The following is a 15,443-nucleotide window of genomic DNA, read 5'->3' on the forward strand; positions in this document are numbered from 1 at the left end:
TCCATGTTTAATAAATATCCTATAAATCCGGTCCGGCAACCGTTCTCGGAACAACCCATTTCCAAAGGTTACGAGGCCTTGACGGAGCAAATCATGGCGAGCTTGGACGAGAAGGCGTACTCTCCCGTCCTTATTATTGTGGACGGCACGCACGGCGCGGCGCGGACTTTCAGTCCTTCATTCGGCATGCCGCTTCCGCGATCGAGAAGCAAGGCTGGAGCTTGAACGTTCAAAGCACGGCGGGCTACTTGAAATCGGGCGAGACGCTGCGCGAGCAGTTCGATCGCAACATTACGGAAAACAGAGCATTCGGTTACGTGACGGAAGCGGGAATCGAGGCTTATTTCGCATCGGACGCAAGAGTAACGCTTGCGAATCGGTTGGAGGAGCTAAGCGGGAAGACGGCGGCCATCGTGTTTGGTCCCGGCGCCTATTGGCTTGCGGGAGAGAGGAGAGACGCTTTCTTATTTCTGGATGTTTCCAGGGAATATCAGCAAATCCAGCATAAGAAGCAGCTGCTCAATTTCGGGATGTCGTGGAACCGCGATTCTGTCGAAAAGTACAAGATCAGCTATTTCGTGGAGTGGCCGATACTGGAAAATTATAGAAAATGCATTTTCCAAGACATCGGTTTCTACGTGGACATGAACAACCCGGAAGTGCCTGTATTCTCCGCCATCCAAGGCATGGCGGAGATGATCCGGAACGTGGCCCAAAGTCCGCTACGCGTCAAACCGTTTTTCGCTCCTGGGGTTTGGGGGGGGGGGGGCAATATTTGAAAGATATGGCCGCCCTGCCAAAAGAGTGGGTGAACTGCGCATGGGGCTTCGAGCCGATTGCGCCTGAAAATTCCATTCTGATCGGTTGCGGCGATGACGTGATCGAAGTTCCGTTCCTGATCGTCATGGCTCTTGAATATAAGGCCATCATGGGAGAACGTCCGGTGTCGTTGTTTGGCGATTATTTCCCAGTCCGGTTCGATTTCCTAGATACGATGGACGGGGATAATCTGTCTTGCCAAGTGCATCCGAAGCAGGAATACGTGCGCGAACATTTCAACGAATTTATGACACAGCAGGAATCATACTACATTATGGAATAGAAAAATGACGCCAAGGTTTACCTCGGACTTACGGAGGGCACGGAGAAAGAGAAGTTCCAAAACGCCGTCATGCGGGCGCAAGAGACGGGAGTGCCGATGATGTTTACCGAATACGTTAACGAATTCGACGCGAACAAAGGTGATTTGTTCCTCATCCCGCCGGGAACCGTTCATTGTTCGGGCATCGATAATCTCGTGCTTGAAGTTTCTTCCACGACCTGGTGGTTTACTTCAAGCTGTACGATTATTTGCGCAAAGACCTGGATGGCAAACCACGTCCCATCAACGCGGATCACGGCTTCCGCAATATCGATTTCGACAAAACGACGTCGTGGGTTAAGGAAAACCTCATCCCCGTGCCGCAACTGCTGCAGAGCCAAGGTGGCAATGAGGAGTATTTGCTGGGCCAGCGCGAAGATCTGCTGTTTTACGTAAGGCGGATCCATCTGCAGACGGAATGGCATGACCGGACGGACGGCGAGTTTGTCATGTACAATCTCGTGGAGGGAGAGAGCGTGCGCATCGTTTCCCTTGCGGATGAATCGGTATTCGTCGATTTGAACTACGCGGAATCCTATATCCTGCCTTCCGTATTCGGGGCATACAAAATCGTGAACCTGACGGAAACGCCGTGCAAGTTGATAAAAGCTGGAGTATCCCCGGAATGGAACCTGAGCCTTCTTGAGCGCTAATCTAGTACTTGCGCTGGACGTGGGCGGAACCTATGTTAAAGGATGCGTCGTTGAACGCGGGGAAGTTAATGGAAGGCACGATCTCGCAGTATGCCGCAAACGCCAAGGATTCGGAGGACGCCATCATTTGCGGATTGGCGTCGATCCTCCAGGACCTGCTTGAGAAATATAAGCGGCTCCCGGATGCCTCCGAGCCCGATGCTATCGGCATCGGCATGTCCTTCCCCGGGCCGTTCGATTATGAGCGAGGCATATGCAGGATTCAAGGGCTTGATAAATTCGAATCGCTGTACGGCGTGAATGTGAAGGAGAGGCTTCTGCAAACGTTGCGGGCAAGCAGATTTGGGGGGATGACCGAAACCTTGGACATCCGGTTCCAAAACGAAGGCCGGTTGTTCGGTTTGGGCGCCGGCAAGCGCTATCCGGAGGAACGGGTCTTGGCTATTACGCTCGGAACCGGCATCGGTTCGGCCTTTATCGATTGCGGCAATCTCGTCACCAAAGGCGGACGCGTACTGCCGGAGGGCTATTTGTACAACTTGCCTTATCGAGGTGCGCCTGCTGATGAAAGTTTCTCGCGACGGGGTATCCTGAAGCTATTCCGGGATGCCGGCTGCCTGCATGAAGGCATGGATGTGAAGGAGCTGGCGGAGCTTGCCCGGCAAGGCGGGGATCGCGAGAGGGAGCTGTTCCTGGCATTTGGGGAAGAGCTGGGGCAATTCCTTCTGCCGGTTCTGATAGACTTTTTAGCCAATCGTCTCATTATCGGAGGCCAAATCGGCAAAAGCATCGATTTGTTCGGTGAAGGCCTTATTCGTAAGCTTGCGCCATGTGGTAACCAGGTCGAAGCGCTCGACAATGCGCTGCATCATACGTTTATCGGCGCGTCCTGTATGTTCAACACATAAGAAATACCGGCCCGCTACGGGATGTCCCAGTGAGACGAACAGTATCCTGGAACCAAGCACAGAAGTAATTACAGCGGCAGCCCCCCTTATTACTAAAGAAGGCGGATTAAGCAAGATTTATAAAAATCTTGATATATTGGATGACCGCGAGAAAGAGGTTGTGATCGGCCGTTTCGGCCACGAACATGGTGGAGACGAGCGGACGCAGCGGGAGATTGCGAAGGAGCTTGGCATTTCAAGGAGCTGCGTATCGCGGATCGAGAAGAGAGCACTGATGAAACTTTACCATGAATTTTATAAGGCAAAGAGGTATATATTTAAAAATTGTCCGTTTTTGAAGTAAGTATGATGCTGGTCAAGTCCCTTTATTATAGACATTGAAAAAAAAACCTAGGCAGAAAGCTGACGTCTGTAAGCAACGAGCGTCTTTTTTTTTATTTTTTCTGTGGTCGCTTGTTATTATAGAAATACAAATATTCTTCAATTCGCCTTTGTGCCTCTTCTCTACACGCCTGTTTCCTTTTTAAAGGCTTTCTCAAAGGTTTGAAGAACCAGTTGATTATCATTCCGAAGGCTCATATGAGAAGCTACGAGTTCTCTGTTATATAAATCCTTAATGGCAGATAAATATAGCCATGTATCGAATACGCGGTATTGAGTGACTCTGTTACCCACTTTTGGTTAGGCTTATCCGCTTTAAAGTCACGCTGAAGCAGGTTTTCCGCAACACGCGCACCTACAATGGTTTTATAGGTCTGATGTCGTTTCTGACGCATCTTAGAGCGTATCTAAGGGGTGCACTACACTGCATGCAGGACGTTTTTTTTGCGGTTCAGCCGCTTTAACCGAGGAATAATAGAGAAAGCACAGCTGCAGATTCCTTTCGGGCTGCTGTTAAATCGGTTCATACAATGGTATAAAGAATAGGTGTAGATTTAAATAACGTGCAGCATGCAGGAGAAGGAGTGATTATGATGGGGTACATCCGCGAGACGCTGGGCCGATGGAATTCGATCCGCAATAAAATCTTTTTCTCCATCCTGCTGTTTCTTATCATCCCTTTTCTGCTCACGTTTTATTTCATGGACAAGCCGCTCGAAACTGTCATAGAGCGAAAAATAGGTAGCTCGGCGCAGGATGCGCTTTTTTTGGTCAACTTTAATGTGGAATTGTTCCTCGGGGACATGCTTGAATCGGCCGTAAACATTACGCTTAACCCTGACATAACCAATCTTCTCAAAGATCCCGAATCCATTAGTTACTATGAGAAGCTGCGACTGAATGACACGGCTTTGAACCGGTTGTTCAGCTCTTATTTTACAAATACGTATGTGACGTTATTCGACCGTTCCGGCAATTGGCAGAGTACGAGCTATTTGCTTGACGAGCAGCTGCAGCAATTTACCGGAGCCGATTGGTACAAAGAAATGATGAGCAAGCCCTTTCAAATCAAATGGATGTTTAACGATAAAGAGCTTTTATATACCGATCGCAAGCCGATTATTACGATGGTCAAAACAATCACGGAGCTCCAAACGAGCGAAAATATCGGTATGATCGTATTTAGCGTTACGGAGGAGGATATCCGCAAATATTTAACTGGACTTGAAGGCGTGGTCTATCTCGTCGACAAGAAGGGGACCGTAGTGTCGAGCCCTTCTAAAGAGATGATCGGAAAAAGCCTAGCGGACGAAAGCTATTTGCCGAAGGTGGCCAAAGGCTCCAAAGGGCAAGAGATTATCGAGAAGGACGGGAAAAAGTGGTTCGTCAATTATGATACTTTGGAAATAAACGGATGGAAAATCGTACAGTTAGTGCCATATGATACCATATTCAAAGAAATTTTCGATATCCGCCGCACCAACATATTTATTTTTACGATTATTTTTATTGTGTTCACCATCATTACGCTGTCCATTTCTTACAGCATTTCCAAGCCGCTCAAGCTGCTGAAAAAGCGGATGCAGGAGCTGGAGAATAAACAATTTTATTCGGCCATATCCATTACGGGACCGAAGGAAATATCCTCGCTTCTAGAAACTTACAATAAAATGGTAAAGGAGATTTTCAGCTTATTGCTGCGGGTGAAGGAGGAATACAAGCAGAAGGAAGATATGCGTTTCCGCGCGCTGCAGGCGCAAATTAATCCGCATTTTTTGCTAAATACGCTTAACAATATAAAATGGATGGCTTATATTCGCAATAACAGCGAGGTAGGGGACATGATCTCCAACCTCGGCGGCATCTTGGAAGGAAGCATCGGACGCGGCGGCAGTTTGATACCGCTGAAGCAGGAGCTCGATTATATCGACAATTATATCGGTTTGATGAAAATGAAGTTTCAAGAAAAGCTGTTGGTGGAAACGGATATACCTGAAGAACTTATGGAACAGGAAGTTATCAAAATTATGCTGCAGCCGATTATCGAGAATTGCATCGTGCATGGCATTGAGCCGATGACCGGACCTGGCCGCATCGCCATTCGTGCCCGTTATGAAGGCGATCATTTTAATTTGCAAGTGTCGGATAACGGGGTAGGTATGGAGGCGAAGAGGCTGATGGAAATCCGAAGCCGCTTGGCGGCAGGATCGGCGGAGCCGCCTCCCGAGCGAATCGGCGTTAAAAACGTGCATGACCGGATCAGGCTGCAATATGGGGAATCATTTGGCCTTCGTATCGTTAGCGTGCCTGATGAAGGAACGACAGTAGAATACCGGTTGCCGATTAAAAAAGTGGAGAAAGGGATTGGCGATGAAACTAAAGGTGATACTGGTTGATGACGAGCTTCTCGTACGATTGGGCATAAAATCGTTAATTGATTGGGACAAGCATGATTTTGAATTTATCGGCGATGCTTCGGATGGTGAAAAAGCGCTTGAGCTGATGGAATATAAGGTGCCGGATATTTTGCTGACGGATATCGTGATGCCGCGCATGAACGGGCTTGAGCTCATCGAAATCGTTAGAAAACGATACCCGGATACGTTAATCATCGTGCTGAGCAGTCATAATGAATTCGAATACGTGCGGAAGGCGATGAAGCTTGGCGTAGAGGATTATTTGCTGAAAACGTCGATGAAGCCAGCGGAGCTGCTGGATCTCCTCATCGAAGCCGCGAGCAAAATAAAAGGCAGGCAAGGAAAGCAAGCCAGCCAAACGGATCAGTCTGACACACCGGAAGCGCGGATTGACGCCGTCACCCGGCAGTTGCAGATGCTTCTGTTAAACGACGACCTGCCAGATGTTGTGGATATGAAAAATTTGCGGCAGGTATCGGTTCTGTTCGTCCTTCATGTGCGGCATGTTCGAGAAGGCGGAGCGGAGCTGTCGGCGCTCCAACTGCTGAAGCATTTGATTGAGTCCGAATTGCAGCCTATTCTGGACAGCCGGCCGATCGCGGTCGGAAACCGGGAAATCGTTGTGCTGCTGGCGCTGCCGGAGGACAAGCTTCCGGAATTAGACATGCTCATAAGCAGCCTAATCAGCGCATCCAGCCAGCTGCTCGGTATTTCGTTGCGTGCCGAAGCTAGCGGTCCAATCCTTGAATGGGAGGAAATCCGCAGCCGATATTTAAAAACGAAGGAGAAGCTGATCGATCAGGGCGTTCATGAAACAGCCCGCGACGATATCAGGAAGCTTCTTGATTATATAAGGGCTAACTATACGCAAGATATTTCTTTAAAGCATGCGGCCGAAATGATCAATATGAGCGAAAGCTATTTGAGTACGATCTTCAAGAAGGAAACCGGCTCCGGCATTACGGATTGGATCAATTCGCTGCGGATAGAGCAGGCGGCGGCCTACCTCGTCGACACCAATCTCCCCAGCTACTTGATTGCGGAGCAAGTCGGGTATGAGAACATTAATTATTTTGGCCGGCTATTTAAAAAAATCAAAGGGGTCAGCCCGCAAAAATATCGCGCTATTCATCAAAAATAATAGCTGTTTTCATTTCTCCCCTGCTGCTGAGGGGGGATTTTTTTTCAGTCGCATCTAAAAATTTTGAACATTACAATTAAAAATAGTGAATAGTTCGCCGTTTTCCAAAAATGTTGAATAAAAAACGAAAATTCCGTTCCTGTTTTGAGCGATTGTACGAAGCTATAATTTGCTTACAGCCTTCCCAGGCAAGCATTTGGAAGGTCAGGACACCAAAGAAGAGGGAGGAGAATGGAACATGATCGTCGGGTCGCTGAGACATTGGACGACGCAGCGGGAGTCCGCGCACCCTGTGCTCCGCAAAGCTATCGATTATTTGGCTGAGACCGATTTTGAAGGGCTTGAAGAAGGGAAGCATCCGATCCAGGGCGATGATATGTTTGCCCTGCTTATGGCGATTACGACAAAGCCAAAGGAAGAGCAGCCCGCCGAGAAGCATGAACGGTTCCTCGATATCCACTTATTGCTTCAGGGAGAGGAGACGATCGGCTGGCAGCTGCATAGCGAGAACAGCGAGCCAACCGAGCCTTATAATCAGGAGCAAGATTTCGCGCTATTTGTGGAGCTTAAGGATGAGACGCTGATTCAGCTGAAACCGGGTATGTACATGGTGCTGTTTCCGGATGACATTCACCGGCCGGGTCTTGCGACAGCCCATGCCTCGAATGTGCGGAAGGTTGTCGTCAAAATCAATCAGGATTTACTTTAAAGACTTCTAATGAGATGACCACTATGAAAAAAGGGGGCTTTATCCATGTTAAAAAGTCGTAAGTTTTCTTTGATTCCAGCATTCATTCTAATCCTCGCGCTGCTGGCGGGCTGTTCTGGAAATTCAACCGGTTCCGATTCCAATAAAAGCGAGAACGATGGAGCAAGCGGCAAGAAAGAGAAGGTTGAGCTTTCCTTATGGCTCACGCCGCAGTGGAAAGGCGTCTTCGATGCGACAGAATCGAATGCCGACTATGACAGCTTCTTCAACTATGCGGCTGATAAATTTTCGAAGCAGTACAGCAACTATGATGTAAAAATAAATGTTCAGGTCGTTGCCGGCGATCAGCGGGACGAGATGCTCAACGTTAACCTAAACGGCGGAACACCTCCCGACATTTTCTTTGAAAGCGTTTTCGCGATGGGTGACTACGCACACCGCGGCGCGCTGGTACCGCTTAATGACATCGTAGACGATGCGGCAAAAAGCGATATCGCGCAGGGCTACTGGGATAACGTAACCTTCGGTGACGGGATTTACTTCTATCCGTTCTCCCAAAATCCCGGAACGCTGGCTTATAACGCCGATATGTTCAAAGCGGCAGGGCTGGACAAATTTCTCGGAAACGAAAATGAAATTAAAACATGGACCTTGGCAGAATACGAGCAAATTTTGGAAGGCCTGAAAACAAAGCTGCCGAAGGACAAATACGCGAATACGTACCCGATGGCGCTTTACGCATTGAACAACCAAGGCGACACCTGGAATCTTGCTTATCTTAGAATGTTCGGAAACAAGTTTTTTGACGGGCAAGGAAACATTACGGTTGATAATGAGAGCGGTGTCAAAGCGGCGGAATGGCTGAAGAAGATTTACAGCTCGGGCTACACCAATCCCGGCGCGGAATCGGTATCCTCCAATGACGCAAACGCGATGTTCCAAAATCAGCAGCTCGCGATCAGCTTTACGAATGCGGTCCTGTTCAACAATGCCAAAGCGGATATGGAAGCAGGCAAAGCACCGAAGTTCGATCTCAGGCTTGCCAACATCCCGTCCGAAGGCGGAGATCCGCTATCGTTCACTTATGTGGTCGGCGCAAGCGTATTCCAGACAGGGGACGATACCCGCATTCAGGTTGCCAAAGATTTCGTGAAATTTTTCTCCAGCGATGCTGAGCTGGTTAAAGCTTCCAAGAACAGCATTCCGGTAAGAAGCTCCGTCGCAGCTGAGTTCAAAGACCAATATCCGCTATTTGCGGCGTATGATGCAAACGCTTCATATATGTTCAACTTCACAGGCAACGTTCCCGGTTACAGCGAGCTTAGACAAGTGCTTTATCCAGAGCTGCAAGCGATCTACATTGGCGAGAAAACAGCTGCGCAAGCGATGAAGGACTATCAAACCAAGGGCAATGCCGTTATTCAAAAGGCGAAGGAAAGCTCGACGCTTTACAACTAGAGACCTGCCTGCAACCGAAATCATGTTTCGATGCTTTGATCGCCCCAGCTATGGTCAAGGCATCGAATAAGAAAGGTAACGGATATCCATGAAACTACGCAATCATTACTGGAAAGAAAACGTGACCGGCTATCTGTTTATAATGCCTCAATTTCTATTGTTTCTTGTGTTTATCGTGTATCCGATTCTCGAAGGCATACGGCTGAGCTTGTACAAGATTCAATATCAAAAAGAGACCTTCGTAGGTTTAGACAACTACATCACCTTGTTCAATGATCCTGTGTTTTTCAAATCGATTTATAACACCATCATATTCGTTGTTTTTATTGTCCTTCTGACCGTAGGTTTTTCTTTATTCGTGGCTTCGGCCGTCTTCGACAAAAACGCGAAATACGTATCTTTTATCAGAGGCAGCTATTATATTCCGGTTATGGTATCGATGGTCGTCATGAGCATGGTATGGGGCTTCTTGCTAAATCCCGCCAACGGGCTTATCTCTTATGCGGCTCGCGAGATGAATTTCAGCACCTTTAATTTGCTAGGCAATAAAACGACAGTATTGCCGGTCGTCATCTTCGTCACCTTCGCGACTAATGTGGGCCAAGCCATCATCTTGTATATTGCCTCCATGATCGGCGTGCCTAAGGATCTGTTCGAAGCTGCCGAGGTGGATGGCGCAAGCCGTACGAAAGTTATTTTTCAAATTTTGATTCCTCTTGTCAAACCGACAACGATATATATAACGATTATTAACATTATCGCCGTTCTGAAGATTTTCGTCGTCATCCAGATGCTGACAGGCGGAGGCCCGAATAATGCTTCCGTCACCATGATGTATTATCTCTACAACAATGCGTTCAAGTATAATCAGCTCGGCGTCGCTTCTGCGGTAGGGGTTATCATGTTCTTCATTACATTGTTATTGTCGGTGCCTCAACTCAGAGCGATGTTCAAGGATAAGTGAGGGATAAACCATGCTTCAGACGAAAACAAAGAAAAAGCGGGAAACGTACGACGTAATCGCGAATATCATCATCATTTTGTTCGCTATTCTCAATCTTTTCCCATTATATTGGCTATTTACAAGCTCGCTCAAAAACAGCTCGGACGTGCTTAAAATGCCGCCGGATTGGTGGCCGAAGACGTTTACCTTCTCGAATTATACGGAAGTGTTCAACAGCCAGCCCGCGCTGCGCTGGACCTTAAACAGCTTGTTCGTTGCGGGATTAACGACCGTACTGGTCGTAATCGCCAGCTCAATGGCCGCGTATGCTTTCTCCAAGCTGCAATTCAAAGGCAAACAAGTCATTTTTATTATTTTCATATCCAGCTTAATGGTCCCGAAAGAGGTCATGATCGTTCCGTTATTTCGAATTACGCAGGAGCTTGGCTTGGTCAACAGCTTGTACGGCATGATCTGGCCGAACGTGGCGACGGCATTTGGCGTGTTTTTGCTGAAGGGATTTTTCGACAGCGCTCCTGATGCGCTGCGGGAAGCAGCAAGAATCGACGGGGCAGGAGAAGTCAGAACATTCTTGCAAATTTTGCTCCCGATCATCAAGCCGGGCATCGGCGCGCTATTCATTTTGAACTTCGTTCAAGTGTGGAATGACTACTTGTGGCAGCTGGTTATCGGCCAGGATAAGGAAATGAAAACGTTGATGGTCGGGGTCGCCACCTTGATGCAGGATCTGAATCCTAACTTCGCTTACAAGATGGCCGGCGCAACGGTCGCCGCCATTCCGATGCTCATTATCTTTATCCTGTTCCAGCAATATTTTACGAGGGGCATATCGATAGGAGCCGTAAAGGAATGAAGCATTATATAGGCATTGATATAGGCGGTACGGAAATTAAATATGCGGTGTTTGGCCTTGGTGCGGAGCTGCTCTATCATGATTCCGTCAAGACGCCTAAAGGGCAGGCGAACATTCGGATTCCTGAACAGGCGGCCGGCATTATCGCTGAACTGCTGGAAAAGTACGAAGGCATTCAAGGCGTCGGCATAAGCACGGCAGGGGTTGTTGATCCCGCAAGCGGAGAAATTGTTTTTGCGGGTGGCACCATTCCGGAGTATAAAGGAACGAATCTTAAAACGATGATTCAGGACCGATTTGGTCTGCGCGCCATCGTCGCCAATGACGTGAATGCCGCAGCATGCGGCGAGAAATGGAAGGGTGCGGCTCAGGGCAGCGATCATTTTTTTTGCATGACGCTTGGAACGGGCGTAGGTGGGGCTCTATTTTGCGAGGGAAAGCTTGTCGTGGGCAGCCATTTCCGGGCCGGGGAGATCGGGCATTCCTTGTACGATAAGAGCACCCGGACGACCTATGAGCAAAGGGCCTCGATGACTGCATTATTAAACAAAGCGTCGCTTGTTTTGCCGGAATTCACGGGGAGCGGGCATGAGCTGTTTGCAAACGCCCGAATGGGCAGCGAATGCTGCAATGCCATTATCGATGGCTGGGCCGAGGAAATCGCAAGAGGCCTCGCTGAAATAATTTTGCTTGCCGATCCTTCCTTGATTCTGATCGGCGGCGGAGTTTCGGAGCAAAAGGCGTTTCTGCTGGACAAAATCAAGGCTCGGCTTGATGAGTACCTGCCAGCTAATTTTTCTAAGACGGAGCTAAAGGCGGCAGAGCTTGGCAATCGGGCTGCGCTATATGGCGCAGTATATCCTTATTATAATGATGAGACGGAGTGGGATAGCAATGAAAACAGACATCATCTCTAACTATAAAGGTATTTATGTAGCGATGTATTCGGTTTACGATGATGCCGGAAACGTGGATGCTGCACGCGTGAAGAAGCTGGCAAGATATTATGTATCGACGGGCATTAAAGGGCTTTATGTCGGCGGCAGCTCAGGCGAAGGCATTTTGCAAACGGCCGAGGAACGCAAAAAAGTACTCGATGCGGTAATGGAAGAGGTAAAAGGGGAATTAACGATTATCGTGCATGTGGGAGCAAATTCGACGCGTGAGAGCGTAGAGCTATCGAGACATGCCGAGCAAGCCGGAGCCGATGTCATTTCAGCCGTTCCTGCCATCTACTATCGATTATCGGAAGCGGCGGTCGAGAATCATTGGCAGCAAATGATCGACAGCACGGAGCTCCCGTTCATTATTTACAATATTCCGCAAACAACGGGCTTTAACTTGTCGATCCCGCTGCTGAAGAAGATGGCGCGGCAAGAGAAGGTCATCGGCGTGAAAATGTCGGGGGAGAGCACGTTTGAACTGCAGCAATTCAAAGAGGCCGGCGGCGAAAACTTCCTCGTGTTCAACGGCCCTGACGAGCAGTTTTTGGCGGGCAGAATCATGGGAGCGGATGGCGGAATCGGCGGCACGTACGGGGTTATGCCTGAGCTGTTCTGCGAATTGAACCGTTTGTATGCGCAAAATAAGCTGGCAGAAGCACAAGCGCTCCAATATAAAATCAATGGCATCATCAAGAAACTGCTGGGATATCCATCCCTATACGGCGCATGCAAATATATACTCAGCATTAGAGGCATTGAAACGGGCGAGCCGCGCTTCCCGCTATTGCCTGTCCGGGAAGAGGATCATGCTTCATTAATCGAGCTGAACGAAGAAATCAATGAAGCGATTGCCTTTTATACGAAGGAATAGAGGGGATAGACGAAAATGATGGAACAAATCAGCGGCGGGTTAGTCGTTTCATGCCAAGCACTGGATCATGAGCCTCTGCATAGCCCGTTTATTATGTCAAAGCTGGCATTGGCGGCCAAGCAAGGCGGCGCGGCAGGGATAAGGGCGAACTCGAAGGCGGATATTATCGCGATTAAAGAGGAGGTTTCGCTGCCTGTAATCGGGATCGTCAAACGGGACTATGCGGGCAGTGCAGTTTTTATTACCGCAACGAAGAAGGAGATCGATGAACTGCTCGAAAGCGGCTGCGAAATGATTGCTATGGACAGCACGGTACGCGAACGTCCTGACGGCGTGACACTAGCTGATCTGGTAGCCTATTGCAGGAAGAAAAATCCGGCTATTCTGCTGATGGCGGATATTTCAACGGTGGAAGAAGCGGAAATCGCGCAGCAAATGGGCTTTGATTGCGTATCTACGACGCTTCATGGTTATACGTCTTATACGTCGTCTACCAAGTTGTATGACAATGACTTTGCCTTTTTGAAGTCCGTGCTGCAAAAGATCCGCATCCCAGTCATCGCGGAAGGAAACGTGCTGACACCCGAAATGTATAAGCGCTGCTTGGAGCTTGGAGCAGCTTCGGTCGTCGTTGGCGGGGCGATTACTAGACCAAAAGAAATTACGGCGAGGTTCGTAGCTGCTGCGAAGAGCTAAAAAAAAGTTTAACGGAAAGAGGACTGGCGAGTAAGCATCGTCAGTCCTCTCATGCTGCTCCGCTACTCCTCGCGGATGACAGCAAACTCCTGCAGGAATAAGCGCTCTACAAAATCATCCTGATCCAGCTGCAGAGCAGCAGCTCCAACAATAATTTGAATGCGGTCGCTGCTGGCGAAAGCTTTCGGCAGGTCATGGTAGAAACGCCATGCCTTATCATATCGTTCCACGCTTATAAGCAGGTTTAAATATTCTTCAGCAAGCGCATGGTCTGGAAAGGACCTTCGAGGATGTGGATGCCGGCAAGTATTATGCGCCCTTTATTGCTTTTGCAAGCGAGAATGGAATAGTAAAAGGGCTAGGAGCCGGTAAATTCGCTCCGAATCAGGACGTTACACGAGAAGAAATGGCTCAAATGATTGCAAATTTCATGAAGTATGCAGGCTTTTCGGTAGCTGAAGCAGATACAAGGCACACTTTTAGAGATGACCAAATAATATCAGCCTGGGCGTTGCCTGCTATTCAGCAATTGCACCGTTATGGAATCATCAATGGTAAGCCTGACAACCAATTTGATGCCAAGGGAAAAGTGACCAGAGCGGAAGTCGCGAAAGTAATTTCAAACCTGATCGAGCTGAGCGTTCAATAACTTAGGTAAAATAAGTATGGAAGACCGAGTGCGTCCGCATTCGGCCTTTTTTTATTGGGCAGTGAACAAGCCTTTAAGATTCTATTAAGAATAAGGTAATCGATTGCTTGTTACAATCAAATCGACTATAGAAAAAGGAAGGTGCTTGTAACTTGCATAACCCATTTTTGAATCGTTCAGAGAAAATAAAGTAATAGACTGAAAAATAAAGTTGATACAATAGTAGGTTGGGAAATACTGATGTGAACTGATTGATAACTCGTAATATATTGTAATTAAAGCTAAGGTTTTATTGAGCAAATCATCAGAAGATTGTGCTTTTCATTGCTGGGACTTTAGTTTGAAGAGGCTTTTTTTATGAACTATCCTAAAGAGTTAATAGTTAAAATGAAAGTTGAATTTATTTACGACACCAGTATAGGGCAAAGTGTTGAATGGTAACCACGTTAATAGCAAGTATTATGTTGAGCTTTCCCCTCAGCGGTGGAGGTATTTTCATTCGAATATAGAGGATTGGTGTTGGTTATAGTATTATGGATAATAGAACAACTGCCTCAATAGATAGTTATTAATATAGAACAAGGAGTAGTACATGGCCTGGAGCAAATTGAAACAAAATCTGGAGAGTTTTCTCTGTCCTGCGTTATATGGAAGGGTCGAATACCGTGCAACGAGCTACCGTTATTTACCCGATAAAGCAGGGCTTTGTTATATTGCAGTAGATAAAAAAAACGTACTTAATATGAGTGATACAACTAACTTAATCAGATGGTATCAGACGGAGCTGGAAATTAAGAATGATTCAGATATCCAAATTCCTATCAACAATGAAGAAATTGAAGCAGTCAGAAAAGATACCAAGGGGATAGTTCCGGAGGATCGTCTAAAAGTAATTGCAAGAAGTAGAAAAAAATCAGAATATGCAAAGGAGCTTTTGTCGGCACAGTCATCATTAAGTAAATCAAATTTTATCGTTATAGCTAATAAGTTTTTATCCACTTCTATAGAGGAAAGCATAGAGAGCAATGATATCTTATTGAATATTCTAGCTTTGGTGGACAGACGAGTTGGAAAAAAGCGAATTTTAAATATGAACGAGAAGATGAAGTTAAAGCATCCAATTGTGCAGTATTTTTATGAACTACGGCTTAGTACGTTATGAAAATAAATTACTCATTCACCTTTACCAGGGGCTGGCCAGATAAGATTAGTAGCTGAGATGTATTGGCGGAAATAGTAAAGAGGGGCGAAGAACCCCTCTTTTTGCTTTTAGAAATGTCATCGTACAATGATGTTATTTAAACAAAAAAATCAGATTAATTCCCTGCTATCTTCGAAACTGTTTCGATTCAAATAAAAATATATTAAATTATCTCTAAGTTCAATCTCCCTTTTGAATCCTAATTTCCTCAATAAACTAATTGACCTTTCATTCTCTGGTTCAACAGTTGCATCAACAATCGTTAGTCCCAATTTGAAAACAATCAGAAAAGCAAGTTTCAGTGATTTCATGGGCTTGGTACAATTTAAATATGATTTATCAGTAGCGTTGCATTAAACCTAACATAGGTTTCAAGTGATTTATTTTGTGCTAAATTGTGCTAAAAATGTAAATTTTACGGCGTACATGGCAGAAAAAAATCTCCTAAAATTAGAGG

The 15,443-nt window shown here is 47.0% G+C and carries 18 protein-coding genes and 1 pseudogene; 17 read left to right on the forward strand and 2 right to left on the reverse strand.

Annotated features, from left to right (window positions below; all coding sequences use genetic code 11):
• Nucleotides 1–3: 3 nt before the first annotated feature.
• The 6 genes and pseudogenes from RCO25_RS28905 to RCO25_RS28930 all read left to right on the forward strand — a co-directional run.
• Nucleotides 4–225: a hypothetical protein gene (locus RCO25_RS28905; RefSeq protein WP_308999542.1), complete on the forward strand. Its 222-nt coding sequence runs from the start codon at nt 4–6 to the stop codon at nt 223–225.
• Nucleotides 222–779 carry a hypothetical protein gene (locus RCO25_RS28910; protein ID WP_308999543.1) on the forward strand — a complete coding sequence of 186 codons (558 nt, stop codon included), beginning with the start codon at nt 222–224 and terminating at the stop codon, nt 777–779. The genes RCO25_RS28905 and RCO25_RS28910 overlap by 4 nt, the downstream gene beginning before the upstream one ends.
• Nucleotides 776–1,102 (forward strand): hypothetical protein, encoded by a 327-nt coding sequence (locus RCO25_RS28915; RefSeq protein WP_308999544.1) that lies wholly within the window; start codon nt 776–778, stop codon nt 1,100–1,102. The genes RCO25_RS28910 and RCO25_RS28915 overlap by 4 nt, the downstream gene beginning before the upstream one ends.
• Before the next feature lie 248 nt (nt 1,103–1,350).
• Nucleotides 1,351–1,794, forward strand: a complete 444-nt coding sequence (locus RCO25_RS28920) for a hypothetical protein (protein WP_308999545.1) — start codon at nt 1,351–1,353, stop codon at nt 1,792–1,794.
• A gap of 32 nt (nt 1,795–1,826) precedes the next feature.
• Complete coding sequence (locus RCO25_RS28925; RefSeq protein ID WP_308999546.1) at nt 1,827–2,702, forward strand: ROK family protein; 876 nt, start codon at nt 1,827–1,829, stop codon at nt 2,700–2,702.
• Between the two features lie 109 nt (nt 2,703–2,811).
• Nucleotides 2,812–3,045, forward strand: a pseudogene (locus RCO25_RS28930) (sigma-70 family RNA polymerase sigma factor); the annotation flags it as partial.
• Nucleotides 3,046–3,136: 91 nt separating this feature from the next.
• Here the strand turns inward: RCO25_RS28930 and RCO25_RS34965 are convergent.
• On the reverse strand, nt 3,137–3,268 hold the full coding sequence (locus RCO25_RS34965; RefSeq protein ID WP_374992183.1) for an IS3 family transposase: 132 nt from the start codon (nt 3,266–3,268) through the stop codon (nt 3,137–3,139).
• A 405-nt stretch (nt 3,269–3,673) separates the two neighbouring features.
• Between RCO25_RS34965 and RCO25_RS28935 the strand changes: the two genes are divergently transcribed.
• The 9 genes from RCO25_RS28935 (at nt 3,674) to RCO25_RS28975 (ending at nt 13,136) form a co-directional block, all read left to right on the forward strand.
• Complete coding sequence (locus RCO25_RS28935) at nt 3,674–5,479, forward strand: sensor histidine kinase (RefSeq protein ID WP_308999547.1); 1,806 nt, start codon at nt 3,674–3,676, stop codon at nt 5,477–5,479.
• The gene (locus tag RCO25_RS28940) at nt 5,454–6,641 is read left to right on the forward strand and encodes a response regulator transcription factor (protein WP_308999558.1); all 1,188 of its coding nucleotides are present in this window, start codon (nt 5,454–5,456) and stop codon (nt 6,639–6,641) included. Before RCO25_RS28935 ends, RCO25_RS28940 begins: the two co-directional genes overlap by 26 nt.
• Nucleotides 6,642–6,879: 238 nt before the next feature.
• On the forward strand, nt 6,880–7,350 hold the full coding sequence (locus RCO25_RS28945; RefSeq protein ID WP_308999548.1) for a NanQ anomerase/TabA/YiaL family protein: 471 nt from the start codon (nt 6,880–6,882) through the stop codon (nt 7,348–7,350).
• Between the two features lie 45 nt (nt 7,351–7,395).
• On the forward strand, nt 7,396–8,808 hold the full coding sequence (locus tag RCO25_RS28950) for an ABC transporter substrate-binding protein (RefSeq protein ID WP_308999549.1): 1,413 nt from the start codon (nt 7,396–7,398) through the stop codon (nt 8,806–8,808).
• A gap of 88 nt (nt 8,809–8,896) precedes the next feature.
• Complete coding sequence (locus RCO25_RS28955) at nt 8,897–9,772, forward strand: carbohydrate ABC transporter permease (RefSeq protein WP_308999550.1); 876 nt, start codon at nt 8,897–8,899, stop codon at nt 9,770–9,772.
• Between the two features lie 10 nt (nt 9,773–9,782).
• Nucleotides 9,783–10,625 (forward strand): carbohydrate ABC transporter permease, encoded by an 843-nt coding sequence (locus RCO25_RS28960; protein WP_308999551.1) that lies wholly within the window; start codon nt 9,783–9,785, stop codon nt 10,623–10,625.
• Complete coding sequence (locus RCO25_RS28965) at nt 10,622–11,542, forward strand: ROK family protein (protein ID WP_308999552.1); 921 nt, start codon at nt 10,622–10,624, stop codon at nt 11,540–11,542. The genes RCO25_RS28960 and RCO25_RS28965 overlap by 4 nt, the downstream gene beginning before the upstream one ends.
• Nucleotides 11,520–12,440, forward strand: a complete 921-nt coding sequence (locus RCO25_RS28970) for a dihydrodipicolinate synthase family protein (protein ID WP_308999553.1) — start codon at nt 11,520–11,522, stop codon at nt 12,438–12,440. Before RCO25_RS28965 ends, RCO25_RS28970 begins: the two co-directional genes overlap by 23 nt.
• 15 nt (nt 12,441–12,455) lie before the next feature.
• On the forward strand, nt 12,456–13,136 hold the full coding sequence (locus RCO25_RS28975; RefSeq protein ID WP_308999554.1) for an N-acetylmannosamine-6-phosphate 2-epimerase: 681 nt from the start codon (nt 12,456–12,458) through the stop codon (nt 13,134–13,136).
• 62 nt (nt 13,137–13,198) lie between these two features.
• On the opposite strand, the gene RCO25_RS28980 is transcribed toward RCO25_RS28975, so the two are convergent.
• Complete coding sequence (locus RCO25_RS28980; RefSeq protein ID WP_308999555.1) at nt 13,199–13,366, reverse strand: hypothetical protein; 168 nt, start codon at nt 13,364–13,366, stop codon at nt 13,199–13,201.
• Nucleotides 13,367–13,428: 62 nt separating this feature from the next.
• Here RCO25_RS28980 and RCO25_RS28985 point away from each other — a divergent pair, with 62 nt between their 5' ends.
• Nucleotides 13,429–13,785: an S-layer homology domain-containing protein gene (locus RCO25_RS28985; protein ID WP_308999556.1), complete on the forward strand. Its 357-nt coding sequence runs from the start codon at nt 13,429–13,431 to the stop codon at nt 13,783–13,785.
• A gap of 592 nt (nt 13,786–14,377) precedes the next feature.
• A complete protein-coding gene (locus tag RCO25_RS28990) occupies nt 14,378–14,947 on the forward strand; it encodes an SF0329 family protein (protein WP_308999557.1) in 570 nt (189 codons plus the stop codon).
• Nucleotides 14,948–15,443: the final 496 nt, after the last annotated feature.

Source organism: Paenibacillus sp. LHD-38 (genome assembly GCF_031157315.1).
GTDB lineage: Bacteria > Bacillota > Bacilli > Paenibacillales > Paenibacillaceae > Pristimantibacillus.

Coding starts and splice junctions, on each gene's coding strand:
- RCO25_RS28950 (WP_308999549.1), top strand. CDS start 7,396: ATGTTAAAAAGTCGTAAGTTTTCTTTGATTCCAGCATTCATTCTAATC.
- RCO25_RS28925 (WP_308999546.1), top strand. CDS start 1,827: ATGTTAAAGGATGCGTCGTTGAACGCGGGGAAGTTAATGGAAGGCACG.
- RCO25_RS28990 (WP_308999557.1), top strand. CDS start 14,378: ATGGCCTGGAGCAAATTGAAACAAAATCTGGAGAGTTTTCTCTGTCCT.
- RCO25_RS28940 (WP_308999558.1), top strand. CDS start 5,454: ATGAAACTAAAGGTGATACTGGTTGATGACGAGCTTCTCGTACGATTG.
- RCO25_RS28905 (WP_308999542.1), top strand. CDS start 4: ATGTTTAATAAATATCCTATAAATCCGGTCCGGCAACCGTTCTCGGAA.
- RCO25_RS28960 (WP_308999551.1), top strand. CDS start 9,783: ATGCTTCAGACGAAAACAAAGAAAAAGCGGGAAACGTACGACGTAATC.
- RCO25_RS34965 (WP_374992183.1), bottom strand. CDS start 3,268: ATGATAATCAACTGGTTCTTCAAACCTTTGAGAAAGCCTTTAAAAAGG.
- RCO25_RS28975 (WP_308999554.1), top strand. CDS start 12,456: ATGATGGAACAAATCAGCGGCGGGTTAGTCGTTTCATGCCAAGCACTG.
- RCO25_RS28945 (WP_308999548.1), top strand. CDS start 6,880: ATGATCGTCGGGTCGCTGAGACATTGGACGACGCAGCGGGAGTCCGCG.
- RCO25_RS28935 (WP_308999547.1), top strand. CDS start 3,674: ATGATGGGGTACATCCGCGAGACGCTGGGCCGATGGAATTCGATCCGC.
- RCO25_RS28955 (WP_308999550.1), top strand. CDS start 8,897: ATGAAACTACGCAATCATTACTGGAAAGAAAACGTGACCGGCTATCTG.
- RCO25_RS28970 (WP_308999553.1), top strand. CDS start 11,520: ATGAAAACAGACATCATCTCTAACTATAAAGGTATTTATGTAGCGATG.
- RCO25_RS28965 (WP_308999552.1), top strand. CDS start 10,622: ATGAAGCATTATATAGGCATTGATATAGGCGGTACGGAAATTAAATAT.